The organism is Paeniglutamicibacter sp. ORCA_105, from assembly GCF_045798545.1.
Lineage (GTDB): Bacteria > Actinomycetota > Actinomycetes > Actinomycetales > Micrococcaceae > Paeniglutamicibacter > Paeniglutamicibacter sulfureus.
The window spans coordinates 20,915-35,924 of record NZ_JBIXLM010000024.1 but is presented as its reverse complement, the minus strand read 5'-3'; the positions used below and the strand labels follow the sequence as shown (position 1 = coordinate 35,924).

Below are 15,010 nucleotides of genomic sequence, written 5' to 3'. Positions count from 1 at the left end.
GGCTAGAAGCCGAGCTTGCCCAGCTGCTTGGGGTCGCGCTGCCATTCCTTGGCGATCTTCACGTGCAGGTCAAGGTAGACCCGGGTGCCAAGCAGCGCCTCGATGGCCTTGCGCGAACGCGTTCCCACGTCGCGCAGCCGTGCCCCGCCCTTGCCGATGACGATGGCCTTCTGGCTGGAGCGCTCGACGTACAGGTTCACCCGCACATCCAGCAACGGGCTGTCCTCCGGGCGTCCCTCGCGTGGAACCATTTCCTCCACGACCACGGCCAGGGAGTGCGGCAGCTCGTCGCGCACGCCCTCCAGGGCGGCCTCGCGGATCAGCTCGGAAACCATCTTCGCTTCCGGCTCGTCCGTCAGCTCCCCGTCCGGGTACAACGGCGGGGACAGCGGCATCTGCGCCACCAACACGTCGGCCACCTCGGAGACCTGGAAGTCCTCGGTGGCGGACACCGGGACCACCGCTGCCCAGCCGCTCTCGCCCAAGGTGTCGACGCCCAGCTGGGTGACTGCCATCAGCTGGGCCATCAGCGCGGCGCGGTCAACGGTGTCGGCCTTGGTCACGATCGCGACGATGGGCTTTTTCTGCAGCTGTGCCAACTGGGTGGCGATGAACCTGTCGCCGGGGCCGATCTTCTCGTTGGCCGGCAGGCAGAAGCCGATCGCGTCGACCTCGGAGAGGGTGTCGGCAACCAGGTCGTTCAGGCGCTGGCCCAGCAGCGTACGCGGGCGGTGCAGGCCCGGGGTGTCGACCAGGATCAGCTGCGAATCCTCGCGGTGCACGATGCCGCGGATGGTGTGGCGGGTGGTCTGCGGCTTCGAGGAGGTGATGGCCACCTTCTGCCCCACCAGCGCGTTGGTCAGCGTCGACTTGCCCGCATTGGGGCGGCCCACGAAGGAAGTGAATCCGGCGCGGAAGTCCTCGGGCCAGCCTCCGGTGGGCAGCATCTGTGGCTTCTTGATGTTCCGGCTCATGATTGCTCCTTGTGATGCCCTGCATCTTTGGCGGCGGATTGTTCGCCGGTCTTGGGTGGTGATGTTTCCTTGCGCACCAGGATCTTGCCGATCCGGTTGCGTCGGCCGCTCAGCGAGAGGACCTTCATTTCGATGCCTTCGAAGGTGGCGTGGGATCCGAGCACCGGCACCGATTCGAGCACCTTGCCCAGCAGCCCGCCCACCGAGTCGACTTCGTCCTCGTCGATGTCGATGTCGAAAAGCTCCCCGAGTTCGTCGATGGAGGTGTGGGCGCGCACCACGAAGCTGCCATCGCCTACCTCCTCGATGTCGACCTTTTGCCGGTCGTACTCGTCGTCGATCTCGCCAACGATTTCCTCGATGAGGTCCTCGAGGGTGACCAGGCCGGCCGTTCCGCCGTATTCGTCGATGACGATGGCCATGTGGGTGGATTCCTGCTGCAGCTCGGGCAGCAGTTCGGCCACGGACTTGGACTCCGGCACGTAGCGTGCCCTGCGCGCCAGGTCCTCGACCCTGTCCGTGCTCTCCGGGCTCAGGTGCAGCTTGTAGGCCACGTCCTTGAGGTAGACGATGCCAAGGATGTCATCGGTGTCCTCCCCGATGACCGGGACGCGCGAGCAACCCGAGGCCAGGAACAGGTCCATCGCGGCCTTCAGGCCTTCACCCTTGTCGATGGTCTTCATCTCGGTGCGCGGCACCATGACCGAACGGACGTAGGTGTCGTCCAGGTCGAAGACGGAGTTGATGATTTCCGCCGTCTCGTCCTCCAGCGCGTCACCTTCCGTGGCCCTGTCGACAAGATCGCGCAGGCGTTCCTTGGACAGGAAGCCATCCTCCTCGGCGACCGAGCGCGGGCTCATGGCCTGGCCGATGCCCACCAGCCAGGTCGGGATGGGCCCGAGCACCACGCGCAGGAAGCGGATCAGCGGCGCGGTGTAGCGCACGACGGTGTCGGCGTGGCTGCGTCCCAGACGTCGCGGGGACACCCCGACCAGCACGAAGCTGACCGCCGCCATGGTGACGGTGGCCAACAGCCCGGCCAGCCAGATATTGCCAAGGCGGTCCAGGTAGAGGATGGCGACTGCCACCGCGGAGGCGGTCTCGAACCAGATCCGCCAGAAGCGCACCGCGTGCGTGTGGCTTTGGGAATCGGCGAGGATGTTCGCCAGGTGCGGCGAGGCGTAGTCGTTGCGCAGGGCTTCGGCCTGCTGCCGTGAAAGGTAGAGATAGGCCGATTCGGCGGCCGTGAGCAGCGCGGCGCTGAGGATGAAGACCAGCGCACTGAGCGCGAGAATGACCGCGGTCACTAGTCCATCGTCTCCCGGGGAGCCGGGCGGCCCAGGAAGTCCTCGAGCAGTTGGCGCTGGAGGGAGAACATGATCTCCTTTTCCTCCTGCTCGGCGTGGTCGAAGCCCAGAAGGTGCAGCATGCCGTGGGTGGTCAGCAGCAGGATCTCGTCCTCCACGGAGTGCCCCTGGGCCTGGGCCTGGGTGGTGGCGACCTGCGGGCAAATCACGATGTCACCGAGCATGCCTGCCTCCGTGGGCGAGCCGGGGACGCCGGGGCGCAGCTCGTCCATGGGGAAGCTCATCACGTCGGTGGGGCCTTCGAGGTCCATCCACTCCACATGCAGCGCGCTCATCGGCTCTTCGTCGAGCAGGATGATGGAGACATCCGTTTCCGGGTGCACATAGAGTTCCGCCAGGATATGGCGTCCCAGCGCACTGACGCGCTCCAGGTCCGCCGCAACCGCGGATTCGTTGTTGACCTCTACGCTCATGGGGATTGCTCCTGGTTTTCGGGCGCGGGGCCCTGCTGTTTCTTTTCGGCCGCGTGTTCGGGGTTCTTCGAGGTGCCGGCGCGACGGCGGGCACGCGCCTGGGACCGGTTGAAATTGGGGTCCTGGCGCACCGTCCAGCGCTCGTAGGCGCCGACGATGGCACCCACCAGCCGGTGGCGGACCACGTCGCTGGCGTCAAGTTCGCAGAAGGCGATGTCGTCTACGCCCTCGAGGATCTCGGTGACCACGCGCAGCCCCGACTTGGTGCCGCCGGGAAGGTCGACCTGGGTGATATCCCCGGTCACGACGATCTTGGACCCGAAGCCGAGCCGCGTGAGAAACATCTTCATCTGCTCGGGCGTGGTGTTCTGCGCCTCGTCCAGGATGATGAAGGCGTCGTTGAGCGTGCGCCCGCGCATGTAGGCCAGGGGCGCGACCTCGATGGTGCCGGCGGCCAGGAGCCTGGGCATCGAGTCGGGCTCGATCATGTCGTGCAGCGCATCGTAGAGCGGGCGCAGGTAGGGGTCGATCTTGTCGGTGAGCGTTCCGGGCAGGAAGCCGAGCTTCTCCCCCGCCTCGACGGCCGGGCGGGTCAGGATGATGCGGCTGACTTCCTTGGCCTGCAGCGCGGCGACCGCCTTGGCCATGGCCAGGTAGGTCTTGCCGGTGCCGGCGGGGCCGATGCCGAAGATGACGGTGTTCTCGTCAATCGCATCGACGTAGCTCTTCTGGTTCACGGTCTTGGGCCGGATGGCCTTGCCGCGGCCCGAGAGGATCTTCAGGCCCAGCACCGATTGGGCGTCGTCGGCGCCGGTGCTTTCCAGCATGCGCACCAATTGCTCAATGGTCTGGGCGGAAATGCGTGTGCCGTTTCCGGCCAGCGTGCGGGCCTCGGAAATCACGCGCAGGGCCTTGTGGGCCTGGACCGCATCGCCGCTGACCTTCAGCTCGTTGCCGCGGACGTGCAAATCCGCCTGCGGATAGGCTCCCGTGATCACGCGCAGCAGCTCATCGTGCGCACCGAGTGTGGCGACCATTTGGTCCGAACTGTCGAACTGGACCAGGGCGTCGGTTCCCCGGGGCTGGCCCACTTGGTTCAATTGTTGGTCCATATGACTGTTGAAGCCTCCGCATTCCGTGCCGGCGAATGGCGCCTGCGGTCGTTCCGCGGCCAGGGTTCCCTGCACTTATCCAATCCTATCGTGGATGGAAGCGTCGGGACTTGGAAGTGCCGGCCAAGACTACCCGTGTGGCGGCAGGGGGGGTGCGGCCAAGAAACCAAATACCGAATGGTTTGCAAATTGGGGGGGCAACGATTCGGGCACAACTTGCATCGATACATATCAATCAGGCAACAGTCCACGCGAATCGCGGATTTCCCGCCCTACCGGTCGTCAACCTATGCCAAGCTGGGGAAGGACCCACGGCAATCCCCCCCGCCATGCCGGTCCAGCCATTCGCCCCAGATTCCTGCAGAGAGCCCAGTATTCCGATGTCCCGTTCCCGCCGGTCCCCCCGTTCCCGCCTTGCGGTACTGGGGATGACTGTGGCGCTTGGCGCCCTGGCCGCGTGCGGGCTGGGTGTACCGGGCGAGCGGTATTCCATGCCGAAAGCGGCAACCAGCGTGCAGTCGCCTGCGCCGTTGCCGAGCGTGGAGATGGAATCACTGAACACCACCGCACACATCCCGGTGTATTGGTTGGCTGAAAACGACGGAACCGTTTCCCTGTACCGGGAGTTCGTTCGCGTCAAGGAGGCGGCCGATCCCATCGCCGACTCGGTGCGCTACATGCTCTCGCAAGAGCCGGCGGACCCCCGCTATTTCAGCGCCTGGCGCCCCAGCTCGTCCGTCGGCGCCTCAATCGGCCCCGACAACGTCATCACCTTGGACCTCTCGGCCAAGGCCTTCGGCTCGGACGTCGATGAGGGACTGGCCGAACGTTCCATTGCCCAATTGGTGTTCACGGCCACCGCGGCCGCGTCGAACGCCGGAATCCTCACCGAGGGACTGGAACCCACCGTGCGGATCCTCGTCGACGGCGAAACCGGCTACGAGGCCTTTGACCACATCACCCTGGACCACGACTTCGGGCGCGACACCGCGCTGGCCGCGCCGCTGTGGATCATCGACCCACAATTCGGTACCACACAGAAGGCCGGCCAGGTCACCTTCCATGGCGTGAGCGCGATGTTCTCCGGCGGGGAGTTCTGGGAAATCACCCGCCGCGCCGAATCCGGCGACGAGGACACCGTCGTGGCCTCCGGTGCACTGCACACCGGCGGCGATGCGCTGGGACACAACGAATTTTCCTTCAGCTATGTGCTGGCCCCCGGCGAATACACGTTCACGGCCTGGGGCGTCGACGCGCAGACCGGCGGCCGCTCCGGCACCGAGTCCAAGGACTTCACCGTCAAGCACTAGGCCTTGCACGCCTAGTGCTTGACGGGCGCCCCACCAGCACAAAAAGATCCCACCGTTCCCCGCCGGAAAAACTCCAGCGGGGAACGGTGGGATCTTTTGTGTCCTAGAGCTGCCCCAGCAGGTGCCGGGTGAGCACCAGTGCGGCCGGCCCGGCCGTGGAGGCGCGCAGCACATGGCTTCCCAGCAGGGCCACCATGGCACCGGCCGCGGTGAAGCGGTCGAGCTCGGCATCGGAGATCCCGCCCTCGGGTCCCACCACCAGCTGGATCTCCTGACGCGTCCCGGATTCGTCCGGCACCGGCATGGGGGCGGCTTCCAGCCACCCGGCAACCACGGCCGCGAGGGACTCGGTGCCGCGTTCGTGCAGGACGACCACCAGGGCAGGAACCGGGCCGGAGACCCGTTCGGCGATGTCCCGGGCAAGCTCTGCACTGTTGAGCATCGGGCGCACCTCGGGCAGGAAGGTGCGGCGGGACTGCTTGAGCGCGGCGAGCACCGTGCCCTCCCATTTGGCGAGGGCCTTGGCAGCCTTCGCGTCGTTCCAGCGCACGATGGCCCGGTCCGACTGCCAGGGACGCACCGCGTCGATGCCCAGTTCGACTGCGGACTCCACCGCCTGCAAATCCCTGTCCCCCTTGGCCAGCGCCTGCACCAGGGTGACGGCCACCGGCTGCAGCGCCTCGGCTTCGAGGGCGCGCACCGTTGCGACAAGTGCCGCCTTCTGCGTCGCGGTGACCTCGGCGACCGCCCGCACTCCCGAGCCGTCGACCAGGTCGATCATTTCGCCCACGCGGACGCGCTTGACCGTCACCGCATGGTGGCCCTCGGGGCCGTCCAGCTGAAGCTCGGCGTCTACCCGCGCATCCTTGAGATCACCGGGCGACAGGAAGAAGCACTGGTTGCTCATGCGCCCAGGTTGCCCAGCTTCCCGCGCAGCCGCGAGAACATTCCGCCACTGTTTTCCATGCGGCCCTCGGCGAATTCCTCGCCGCGGAGCTTGGCCAGCTGCTGAAGCAGCTCACGCTGTTCGGAGTCGATCTTGGTGGGGGTCTCCACCTGCAGGTGGACGATGATGTCCCCGCGCTTGCCGCCGCGCAGGCGCGGAACGCCCAAGCCCGGAAGCCGAACGGTGTCCCCTGACTGCGCGCCGGATTCGACCTCGATGACCTGGGAGCCGTCGAAGGTCTCCAGGTCCAGGTCCGCGCCGAGGGCGGCGGCCGTCATCGGCACGTTCATGCGCGCGTGCAGGTCAACGCCGTCGCGTTCGAAGATCTTGTGCCGGCGGACCTCGATCTCGACGTAAAGATCGCCGTTCGGTCCGCCGCCCGGGCCGGCCTCGCCCTGGCTGGCCAGGTGGATGCGGGTGCCGCTGGCAACGCCGGCGGGAACCTTGAGCTGCTTGGAAATGCGTTCGCGGATGCGGCCCTGGCCGTTGCAGTCGATGCAGGGGTCGGGGATGGTGGTGCCGAAGCCGCGGCAGGCGGCACAGGTCTCAACCGTCATCATCTGGCCCAGGAACGAGCGCACCGGACGCTGGACCTGTCCGGCACCGTGGCAGATGGTGCAGGTGACCGGGGAGGTGCCCGGACGGCAGCAGCTGCCCTCGCAGGTCGGGCAGGTGACTGCCGTTTCCATCTCCAGCGGGTAGACGGTCCCGGCCACCGCGTCGGCCAGGTCGATGGTGGCGGTGATCAACGCGTCGCGGCCGCGCTGGGTGCGCGAAGCAGGACCCTGGGCCCCGCCGCCGCCGAAGAACTGCTCGAAGATGTCACCGAAGCCACCCCCGCCGAATCCTCCGCCGCCGCCGAAGCCGGTCTGGCCGTTGCCGTTCTCGTTGCCAGTGGCATCGTAGTTGGCGCGCTTGTCCGCATCGGAGAGCACCTCGTAGGCGCGGGTGACCAGCTTGAACTTCTCGCTCGCGTCCTCGCCGGGGTTCACGTCCGGGTGGAGCTTTCGGGCCAACTTGCGGTAGGCCTTCTTGATTTCCTCGCCGGTGGCGTCCTTGCTGACGCCCAGGACTTCGTAATGGGTGCTCACAGTGCTCGCTGTGTCCTTTCGTACTTCAAGAAATATGTTTCGACCCGCATTAGCCGGCCAGGATTCGGGAAAGATATCGGGCGACGGCGCGAACCGCGGCCATCGAGGTGGGATAGTTCATCCGCGTCGGACCCAGCACGCCGATCATGGCCTGCTCGCCGGGACCGTATCCGGTGGCGACCACCGAGGCCTCGGTCAGGGCGCCGTATTGGTTTTCCGTGCCGATGCCCACCGCAATGCCGTGGGCGTCCTGTTCGAGCTCGGAGAAGAGGCGCAAAAGCACCACCTGTTCCTCGAGCGCCTCCAGCACCGGGGTGATGCTTAGCGGGAAATCCAGGTTGGCGCGGGCCAGGTTCGCGGTGCCGGCGGTGAGGATCCTGTCCACCGAGGAATTGCGCGCCAGGGCGCCAAGGGCCTCGGCCAACGCACGGACCGCCGGTGCCAGGCGCGGCTCGACGAGTTCCGGGACGCCCTGGGCGAGCCGGACGACGTCGGATATCGGCTTGGCGTCCAGGACGGAGAGAAGCACCGCGCGCAGTTGCTGCAGGTCCGACTCCCCCAAGGAGGGCGGGAGCAGGATCACGCGCTGTTCGACCTTGCCACTGGAGGCGATGAGCACCACCAGGGTCTGCCCGCCGCCCAGTCCCACCAATTCGATGTGGCGAACGGTGGCATTCGAATAGTGCGGCACCTGGATCAGGGCAACCTGCCGGGTGATGCTGGCCAGCAGCCTCACGGTGTTTTCCAGCACGTCGTTGACGTCGTGGGACCCCTCGAGCAGCGCCGCGATGGCGCGTCGTTCCGCGCCGGAGAGCGGCTTGATGTCCCCGATTTGGTCAACGAAGTGCCGGTAGCCCTTTTCCGTGGGGATCCGCCCGGAGGAGGTATGCGGGGCCACGATGAGCCCCTCTTCCTCCAGCGATGCCATGTCGTTGCGGATCGTGGCGGCGGAGACGCCCAAATCGTGGCGATCGAGCAGGGCACGCGAACCAACGGGCTCCCGTGACTGCACGTAGTCCTCAACGATGGCTCGAAGGACTTCGAGCCTACGTGGTTCGGTCATTCTCACCTCTCCCAGCAAGCCGGATCACCATGGTCTAGGGGGCAGTGTCCACACCCCCGGGCGCGCACCGAGGCCCGACGGCAGGCATTGGCACTCGACACGTTCAACTGCTAAGTCTAATACCTTTCGCATCCCTTGTTAGCATGGTTTGGTCCGTGACCGCGATGCCGCGTTCGACACATCAGCCAGCGGGAGGGCGGAACGCTGCCCGGCCCCTGGCAAACGAATCCGCTGCGTGCATCGGTCCGGGACCTGTTGACCACTAGCTGAAAGTGACACGATGAGCTACCACGGCTGGGGCGCCCAGGACATCAGCGCCCCCAGGAAACGCACACTGCGCAAGGTCCCGCTGGCCCGCGGCCTGCTGCTGGAGGACGTGGAAAGCGGATGGGTCGGCGAGGTGGTTCGCACCGAAAAATCCGGCGGCATGCGCGTGCTGGTTCTCGAGGACCGCCACGGACGCACCAAGTCCTTCCGCGCCGGCTTCGGCTTCCTGCTCGAGGGCGAGCCGGTGGAAATCATCGAACCCGCCGCTGCTCCCCCGGCTCCCCAGGGAACCGCACGCAGCGCCTCCGGCTCGCGCATGGTCGCCGACCTGAAGGCACGCACGGCGCGTGCCAGCCGCGTCTGGGTCGAGGGCAAGCACGATGCCCAGCTGGTCGAGAAGGTGTGGGGCCACGACCTGCGCGTGGAGGGCATCGTCGTCGAACCGCTGCACGGCGTCGACGACCTGGCCGGTGCCATCCGTGCCTTCGCCCCCTCCCCGCAGCGCAAGCTCGGCATCCTGGTCGACCACCTCGTGGCAGGAACCAAGGAGGCAAGGATCGCCGCCGAGGCGATGCGCGTGCCCGGCGCTGCCGGCAACGTACTGATCGTCGGGCACCCCTACGTCGATGTGTGGCAGGCCATCCGCCCCTCCGTGCTGAAGATCAGGGCGTGGCCGGTCGTGCCGCGCGGCACCGACTGGAAGACCGGCATCCTCAAGGGGCTGGGGTGGCCGCACCAGGAGCAAATCGATGTCGCCCAGGGCTGGGAGAGGATCCTGGGCCAGGTGCGCTCCTACGCCGATCTGGAACCGTCGCTGCTGGGCCGGGTCGAGGAAGTCATCGACTTCCTGACCGCCGGGGACCACTGACCCGCCGATCCGCACGTGAGGTTGATCACCGCGCCGACGCGAACGGGCACGTGGGACCATCGGGGATAACGCGGAATCCCGGCCAAATCCGCCGGCTGGTCCCAATTGCGCAACGAACGGCATTTCGTGTTCGCCGGTGTCACCCGATTGGGGATAAACTGGCCAACGGTTCACCCAACCCAACGAAGAGGACATCAGCAGTGGTAAACGAGGCACGAAATGCTCCCGGCGGCGACAGCCAGTCGGATCGATTCGAAGGTTCCTCGGCCGCGCCCCTGCCTCTGACCCCCTCCGAGGATCGCCAATGGGCCATGATCGCCCACTTCGGCGCGATCCTGGGCTGCATTCCCTCCTTGGTCATCTACGCGGTCTTCCGGGCGCGCGGCCCGTTCACTGCCCAGGAATCCAGGGAAGCGCTGAACTTCACCTTCCCGCTGACCGTCCTGGCCATCGTGCTGCACCTGTTCTCGATGATCCCCGGGATTGGCTGGATCTTCGCGATCCTGGTGGTGGCCATCTGGCTCTTCCTGACCATCAGCGGAGTGCGTGCGGGAATCAACGTCAACAAGTCCCGCCCCTACCGCTACGGATTGAACCTGCGTCTCTTCCGGTAGCAGCGAAACGTACAAAAAAGGAAGGTGTGGTCGAAAGCCCCTCGGGGTTTCCGACCACACCTTCCTTTGTGCCCTGCCAAATCGCCTGGGACTAGAAATCCAGCAAACGCCGCAGCACGGCATCGGCCAGCAGCCGGCCCTGCAGGGTGAGTACGACCTTCCTGGCGAAGGCCGCCTCGGGCACCACCAGTCCATCGGCGATCAGCCCGGCAATGGCCTTGCGGCCCGCGGGCTCAAGGTCCGCGGTGTCCATTCCATCCACGATGCGGGTCAGCAGCATCGCCTTCTCCAGGTAGCGCGCCTCGGCGTCAGGGGTTTCCCGTCCTGCCGCCGGAGAGGTGCCGGCGTCGATGCGCTGCTGGTAGGCGGCCGGGTGCTTCACGTTCCACCAGCGCAGCCCGCCCACGTGTGAGTGCGCTCCGGGGCCCGCTCCCCACCAGTCGCCGCCCTGCCAGTAGGCAAGGTTGTGCAGGCACCGTGCGGATTCGTCCTTGGACCAGTTGCTGACCTCATACCATTTGTATCCGGCGGCGGCGAAGAGCTCGTCGGCGATCAGGTACTTGTCGGCGTGGTCGTCGTCATCGATGTTGGCGACTTCACCGCGGCGGATCTGCCCGGCCAGCCGGGTGCCTTCCTCGATGATCAGCGCATAGGCCGAAATGTGGTCGGGATCGTAGGACAAGGCCGTGGCCACGCTGGTGCGCCAGTCCTCGATCGACTCCCCCGGGGTGCCGTAGATCAAGTCGACGCTGACCTGCAGGCCGGCGTCCTTGGCCCACTGCACGGCCTGGCCAACCCGCGCGGGGTTGTGGGTGCGGTCAAGGGTCTTCAGGACGTGCGGGACCGCCGACTGCATGCCGATGGACACGCGGGTGAACCCGCCGTCGGCCAACAGCCGCAGGGATTCGGGCGTCACCGAATCCGGGTTGGCCTCGGTGGTGACCTCGGCGTCGGGCGCCAGGTCCCACTGGGTGCGGATCTCGGCCAGCACCCGGACCAGGTCCCCGGCGGGCAGTAGCGTGGGGGTTCCGCCGCCGAAAAAGACGGTGGAGACCTCGCGCCGCGGCACGCCCGATTCCTCCAGGGCCTTCGCGCCAAAGGCGATTTCCGCGGAAACCGCCTCGGCGTAGGTGTCCTGGCTGGAACCGGAGCCCAGCTCATGCGCCGTGTAGGTGTTGAAGTCGCAGTAACCGCAGCGCACCGCGCAGAACGGAATATGGACGTAGACCGAAAAACTCCGGTCCACGGCGCCCTCGGCGCAGGTTGCCGGCAGCAACCCGTCCGACGGCGCCGGGTCCCCGAGGGGCAAGGCAGAAGGCATTGCTACTTCTTCTTGGGCTCGTCGGATGACAGGGCGACGATGAAGGCTTCCTGGGGAACCTCCACGCGGCCGACCATCTTCATCCGCTTCTTGCCGGCCTTCTGCTTTTCCAGCAGCTTGCGCTTGCGGCTGATGTCACCGCCGTAGCACTTGGCCAAAACGTCCTTGCGGATGGCGCGGATTGACTCACGGGCAATGATGCGTGAACCGATGGCTGCCTGGATCGGCACCTCGAATTGCTGGCGCGGAATCAGTTCGCGCAGCTTTTGGGTCATCATCAGCCCGTAGGCGTAGGCCTTGTCGCGGTGCGTGACGGCGCTGAATGCGTCGACCTGTTCGCCCTGGAGCAGGATGTCGACCTTGACCAGGTCCGAGACCTGCTCGCCGTCGGCCTTCCAGTCCAGCGAGGCGTAACCGCGGGTCTTTGACTTCAGCACGTCGAAGAAATCGAAGACGATTTCCGCCAGCGGAAGCCAGTACCGGATCTCCACGCGTTCCTCGGAGAGGTAGTCCATGCCGCGCATGACACCACGGCGTGACTGGCACAGTTCCATGATGGCGCCGACGAATTCGTTGGGCGCCAGGATCGTGCCGGCCACCATCGGCTCGTGGACCTCGAGGATCTTCCCGTCGGGGAACTCGCTCGGGTTGGTCACGGTGCGCAGCTTCTTGTCATCGGTCATGACCTCGTACACCACGTTGGGTGCGGTGGAGATCAAGTCAAGGTTGAATTCGGCCTCGAGGCGCTCACGGGTGATTTCCAAGTGCAACAGGCCCAGGAAACCGACACGGAAACCGAAGCCCAGGGCCACGGAGGTCTCCGGGACGTAGGTCAACGCGGCGTCATTGAGCTGCAGCTTGTCCAGCGCATCGCGCAGGGCCGGGTAGTCAGAACCGTCGATCGGGTACAGGCCGGAGAACACCATGGGCTTGGGGTCCTGGTAGCCGCCCAGGGACTTGGCGGCCGGCTTGGCGAAGTTGGTGACGGTGTCGCCGACCTTTGACTGGCGCACATCCTTCACGCCGGTGATCAGGTAGCCCACCTCGCCGACGCCCAGGCCCTTGCTCGGCTTTGGCTCCGGGGAGGAAACACCGATTTCCAGCAGATCGTAGACGGTGCCGGTGGACATCATCTGGACCTTTTCGCGCGGCGAGAGGTTGCCGTCCACGACCCGGACATAGGTGACAACGCCACGGTAGGTGTCGTACACGGAGTCGAAGATCATGGCCCGGGCCGGGGCGTTCGGATCGCCTACCGGTGCCGGCAGGTCGCGGACGACCTTGTCCAGCAACGCCTCGACGCCCATGCCGGTCTTGCCCGATACCTGGAGGATATCCTCCGGGTCGCAGCCGATGAGCTTGGAGATCTCGGCGGCGTACTTTTCGGGCTGCGCTGCCGGAAGGTCGATCTTGTTGAGCACGGGAATGATCGTCATGTCATTCTCCATGGCCAGGTAAAGGTTCGCCAGCGTCTGGGCCTCGATGCCCTGGGCAGCGTCAACCAGCAGGATGGCGCCCTCGCAGGCGGCCAGCGAACGCGAGACCTCGTAGGTGAAGTCGACGTGCCCGGGGGTGTCGATCATGTTCAGCGCGTAGGACTGTCCATCGACCTCCCACGGCATGCGAACGGCCTGGGACTTGATGGTGATGCCGCGCTCGCGCTCGATATCCATCCGGTCCAGGTACTGGGCCTTCATATCGCGTGAGGAGACGACTCCGGTGAGCTGCAACATCCGGTCGGCCAGGGTCGACTTGCCGTGGTCGATGTGGGCGATGATGCAGAAGTTTCTGATGATCGCCGGATCAGTCGCGGCAGGCACCGGTGCGGTGCGGGCCATGGGTGACACGTAAGGGACCTCGCTAATGGGGGACGAAAATGTTCAGGGGGGTGCAAAATACTTCGCACAGGCCATTCTCCCATGCTTGGGGCACGGTGTCGCATTGCGACTCAGGAGCATGACTGAACTGGTAGTTTGACCACATGAAGTTCAACACCGCCTCCATCCTCAGGCTCTTGGGCCGCGCACTCGAATCAGCCCTCAGGGGCGCGGCAAGGCAGCAGCGCAGCACCGGCCGCCCGGCCGGCAATCGCCCCGGCTCCACCGCGACCCGCAGGCGGGCCTCTGCCCCGTCTCCGGCCTCGGACGAGACCGCCAGCTGGGAGTTCGGCGGCTACCCCGGGGACTTCCGGGGTGCGGTAAACGCAGCGTATTCCCCGCGCGCCGACGGACGCCCGGACCCGGGTGAAATCGTGTGGGCCTGGGTTCCCTACGAGGAGGACCACGCGCAGGGCAAGGACCGCCCGGTGTTGTTGGTCGGGCGCGACGGTCAGTATCTGCTGGCGTTGATGCTCACCTCCAAGGACCGCAACAACGGGCAGGCCCAGGACCGTGACTATGTGGACATCGGCACCGGCGCCTGGGATCGGCAGGGCCGTCCCAGCGAAGTGAAATTGGATCGGGTCATTCGCCTGCACGAGGCGGGAATCCGTCGCGAGGGCGCGATCCTGGGCCAGCAGGCCTTTACCCGTGTCGCCGAACGACTCGCCGCGGCCTGATTCAACCTCACCGCGAACCGGCGGCAAGATCCGTTGCCGGACCTATCCCCTTAGGTGCCCCACTGTGCCTCGCGGCGCGACGCCAACGGCGTGATGCCGTAATGGGACTTGAAGGCGCGCGTGAAATAGCTTTGCGACGCGAAGCCGACCTGCAGGGCCACCGACCCGACCGGCACCGATTGCCTGGCAGGGTCGGTCAGGATGCCCCGGGCCAGCTCCAGGCGCCGCTCCCTGATGTAGCTGCCGGGTGGCTCCCCCGCTTCGGAAAAGATGCGCGAGAGGTGCCTCTCGCTGATGCCGATGGCAGCAGCTATCTTGGCCGTCCCGAGTTCCGGGTCGCACAAATGGTCTTCGATATGGGCATGCGCCGCAGCCAGGTACCCGGCACCGGCCTCCCTGCTTCCTCCTGATACCAGGATCTGGAGCAGGTCCAGGGCGGAGCCTTCGGGACACGGCCGATTCCCTGGCTGCCCGGAGAGTGTGGAGCTAACCAGTCCGGCCAGCGCGCGCATCTGCTGGTTTGACGCCGCCCCCTGGCTGAAATCGATGATCCGGGGCTTGAGCAGCGGCTGTCCCGCGGAAAGCTCCAGGTATTCTTCACGCGGGATGGTCAGGACCATTTCCTTCAGTCCCTTGCTGAAACCGCGCATGAACGGGCGGTCCGCGTCGCAGATGATGGCCTGGCCGGGCCTCACGATCTCGTGGCCATCGCGATGGTAGAAGAGCGCCTCCCCGCGAAGCGTGAAGAAGACGGCTATCGCATCCGTGGGATTCCGCCGGATGAAACGTTCGCTGCGTTCCACGACTTGGGCACTGCCGGTGACGCCGCCAAACCTGAGCGAGCCGTAGCCCAGGCTGACTTCCCTGGCCTCAAGCGGCTCCTCATCAATGGTCCTGATGTCCAGGGGAATAAGCGCCTTGGCGTTGTGGTGCTCCCACAACTCAATCCGATTCGTTGCCGGAATGCCGTTGGTGCTGAAGCGCAGTTGCTTGGCCGGCCTGGATCCGGGCGCAACTGCGCGGTCTTGTCCCTGCTCGGCAACGGATGCCCGTTCGGCATCATCTTGATTGTGGCCCATGGAGCCCCAATTGTATCCGGAATCACAA

At 66.0% G+C, this 15,010-nt stretch carries 14 protein-coding genes; 4 read left to right on the top strand and 10 right to left on the bottom strand.

What is annotated here, in order from left to right; genetic code table 11:
- Positions 1-2 precede the first annotated feature (2 nt).
- Genes era through ACIPUB_RS12765 form a run of 4 tightly spaced genes read right to left on the bottom strand, consistent with a single transcriptional unit; the run spans position 3 to position 3,866 of the window.
- Complete coding sequence (era, locus tag ACIPUB_RS12780) at positions 3-974, bottom strand: GTPase Era (RefSeq protein WP_407607724.1); 972 nt, start codon at positions 972-974, stop codon at positions 3-5.
- Positions 971-2,281: a hemolysin family protein gene (locus ACIPUB_RS12775; protein WP_407607723.1), complete on the bottom strand. Its 1,311-nt coding sequence runs from the start codon at positions 2,279-2,281 to the stop codon at positions 971-973. Before ACIPUB_RS12775 ends, era begins: the two co-directional genes overlap by 4 nt.
- The gene (gene ybeY, locus ACIPUB_RS12770) at positions 2,281-2,754 is read right to left on the bottom strand and encodes an rRNA maturation RNase YbeY (protein WP_407607722.1); all 474 of its coding nucleotides are present in this window, start codon (positions 2,752-2,754) and stop codon (positions 2,281-2,283) included. Before ybeY ends, ACIPUB_RS12775 begins: the two co-directional genes overlap by 1 nt.
- On the bottom strand, positions 2,751-3,866 hold the full coding sequence (locus ACIPUB_RS12765) for a PhoH family protein (RefSeq protein WP_407607721.1): 1,116 nt from the start codon (positions 3,864-3,866) through the stop codon (positions 2,751-2,753). Before ACIPUB_RS12765 ends, ybeY begins: the two co-directional genes overlap by 4 nt.
- Before the next feature lie 428 nt (positions 3,867-4,294).
- Between ACIPUB_RS12765 and ACIPUB_RS12760 the strand changes: the two genes are divergently transcribed.
- Complete coding sequence (locus tag ACIPUB_RS12760) at positions 4,295-5,176, top strand: GerMN domain-containing protein (protein WP_407607720.1); 882 nt, start codon at positions 4,295-4,297, stop codon at positions 5,174-5,176.
- Positions 5,177-5,279: 103 nt separating this feature from the next.
- Here ACIPUB_RS12760 and ACIPUB_RS12755 read toward each other — a convergent pair whose 3' ends face one another.
- Genes ACIPUB_RS12755 through hrcA form a run of 3 tightly spaced genes read right to left on the bottom strand, consistent with a single transcriptional unit; the run spans position 5,280 to position 8,276 of the window.
- Positions 5,280-6,083, bottom strand: a complete 804-nt coding sequence (locus ACIPUB_RS12755) for a 16S rRNA (uracil(1498)-N(3))-methyltransferase (protein WP_407607719.1) — start codon at positions 6,081-6,083, stop codon at positions 5,280-5,282.
- Positions 6,080-7,213 carry a molecular chaperone DnaJ gene (gene dnaJ / locus ACIPUB_RS12750; protein ID WP_407607718.1) on the bottom strand — a complete coding sequence of 378 codons (1,134 nt, stop codon included), beginning with the start codon at positions 7,211-7,213 and terminating at the stop codon, positions 6,080-6,082. Before dnaJ ends, ACIPUB_RS12755 begins: the two co-directional genes overlap by 4 nt.
- A gap of 49 nt (positions 7,214-7,262) precedes the next feature.
- Positions 7,263-8,276, bottom strand: a complete 1,014-nt coding sequence (gene hrcA, locus ACIPUB_RS12745; protein WP_264268930.1) for a heat-inducible transcriptional repressor HrcA — start codon at positions 8,274-8,276, stop codon at positions 7,263-7,265.
- A gap of 280 nt (positions 8,277-8,556) precedes the next feature.
- Between hrcA and ACIPUB_RS12740 the strand changes: the two genes are divergently transcribed.
- Together ACIPUB_RS12740 and ACIPUB_RS12735 are read left to right on the top strand one after the other, a co-directional pair.
- Positions 8,557-9,411: a DUF3097 family protein gene (locus ACIPUB_RS12740; protein WP_407607717.1), complete on the top strand. Its 855-nt coding sequence runs from the start codon at positions 8,557-8,559 to the stop codon at positions 9,409-9,411.
- A gap of 200 nt (positions 9,412-9,611) precedes the next feature.
- Entirely contained in the window at positions 9,612-10,025 is a 414-nt protein-coding gene (locus tag ACIPUB_RS12735) for a DUF4870 domain-containing protein (RefSeq protein ID WP_264268932.1), read from the top strand.
- A 91-nt stretch (positions 10,026-10,116) separates the two neighbouring features.
- Here the strand turns inward: ACIPUB_RS12735 and hemW are convergent, their stop codons facing one another.
- Both hemW and lepA read right to left on the bottom strand, forming a co-directional pair.
- Entirely contained in the window at positions 10,117-11,346 is a 1,230-nt protein-coding gene (gene hemW, locus ACIPUB_RS12730) for a radical SAM family heme chaperone HemW (RefSeq protein ID WP_407607716.1), read from the bottom strand.
- Positions 11,347-11,348: 2 nt separating this feature from the next.
- Positions 11,349-13,193, bottom strand: coding sequence for a translation elongation factor 4 (lepA, locus tag ACIPUB_RS12725; protein WP_407607715.1), 1,845 nt, complete (start codon positions 13,191-13,193; stop codon positions 11,349-11,351).
- A 134-nt stretch (positions 13,194-13,327) separates the two neighbouring features.
- Between lepA and ACIPUB_RS12720 the strand changes: the two genes are divergently transcribed.
- A complete protein-coding gene (locus ACIPUB_RS12720) occupies positions 13,328-13,903 on the top strand; it encodes a type II toxin-antitoxin system PemK/MazF family toxin (RefSeq protein WP_407607714.1) in 576 nt (191 codons plus the stop codon).
- A 50-nt stretch (positions 13,904-13,953) separates the two neighbouring features.
- Here the strand turns inward: ACIPUB_RS12720 and ACIPUB_RS12715 are convergent, their stop codons facing one another.
- A complete protein-coding gene (locus tag ACIPUB_RS12715) occupies positions 13,954-14,982 on the bottom strand; it encodes an AraC family transcriptional regulator (protein ID WP_407607713.1) in 1,029 nt (342 codons plus the stop codon).
- Positions 14,983-15,010 lie beyond the last annotated feature (28 nt).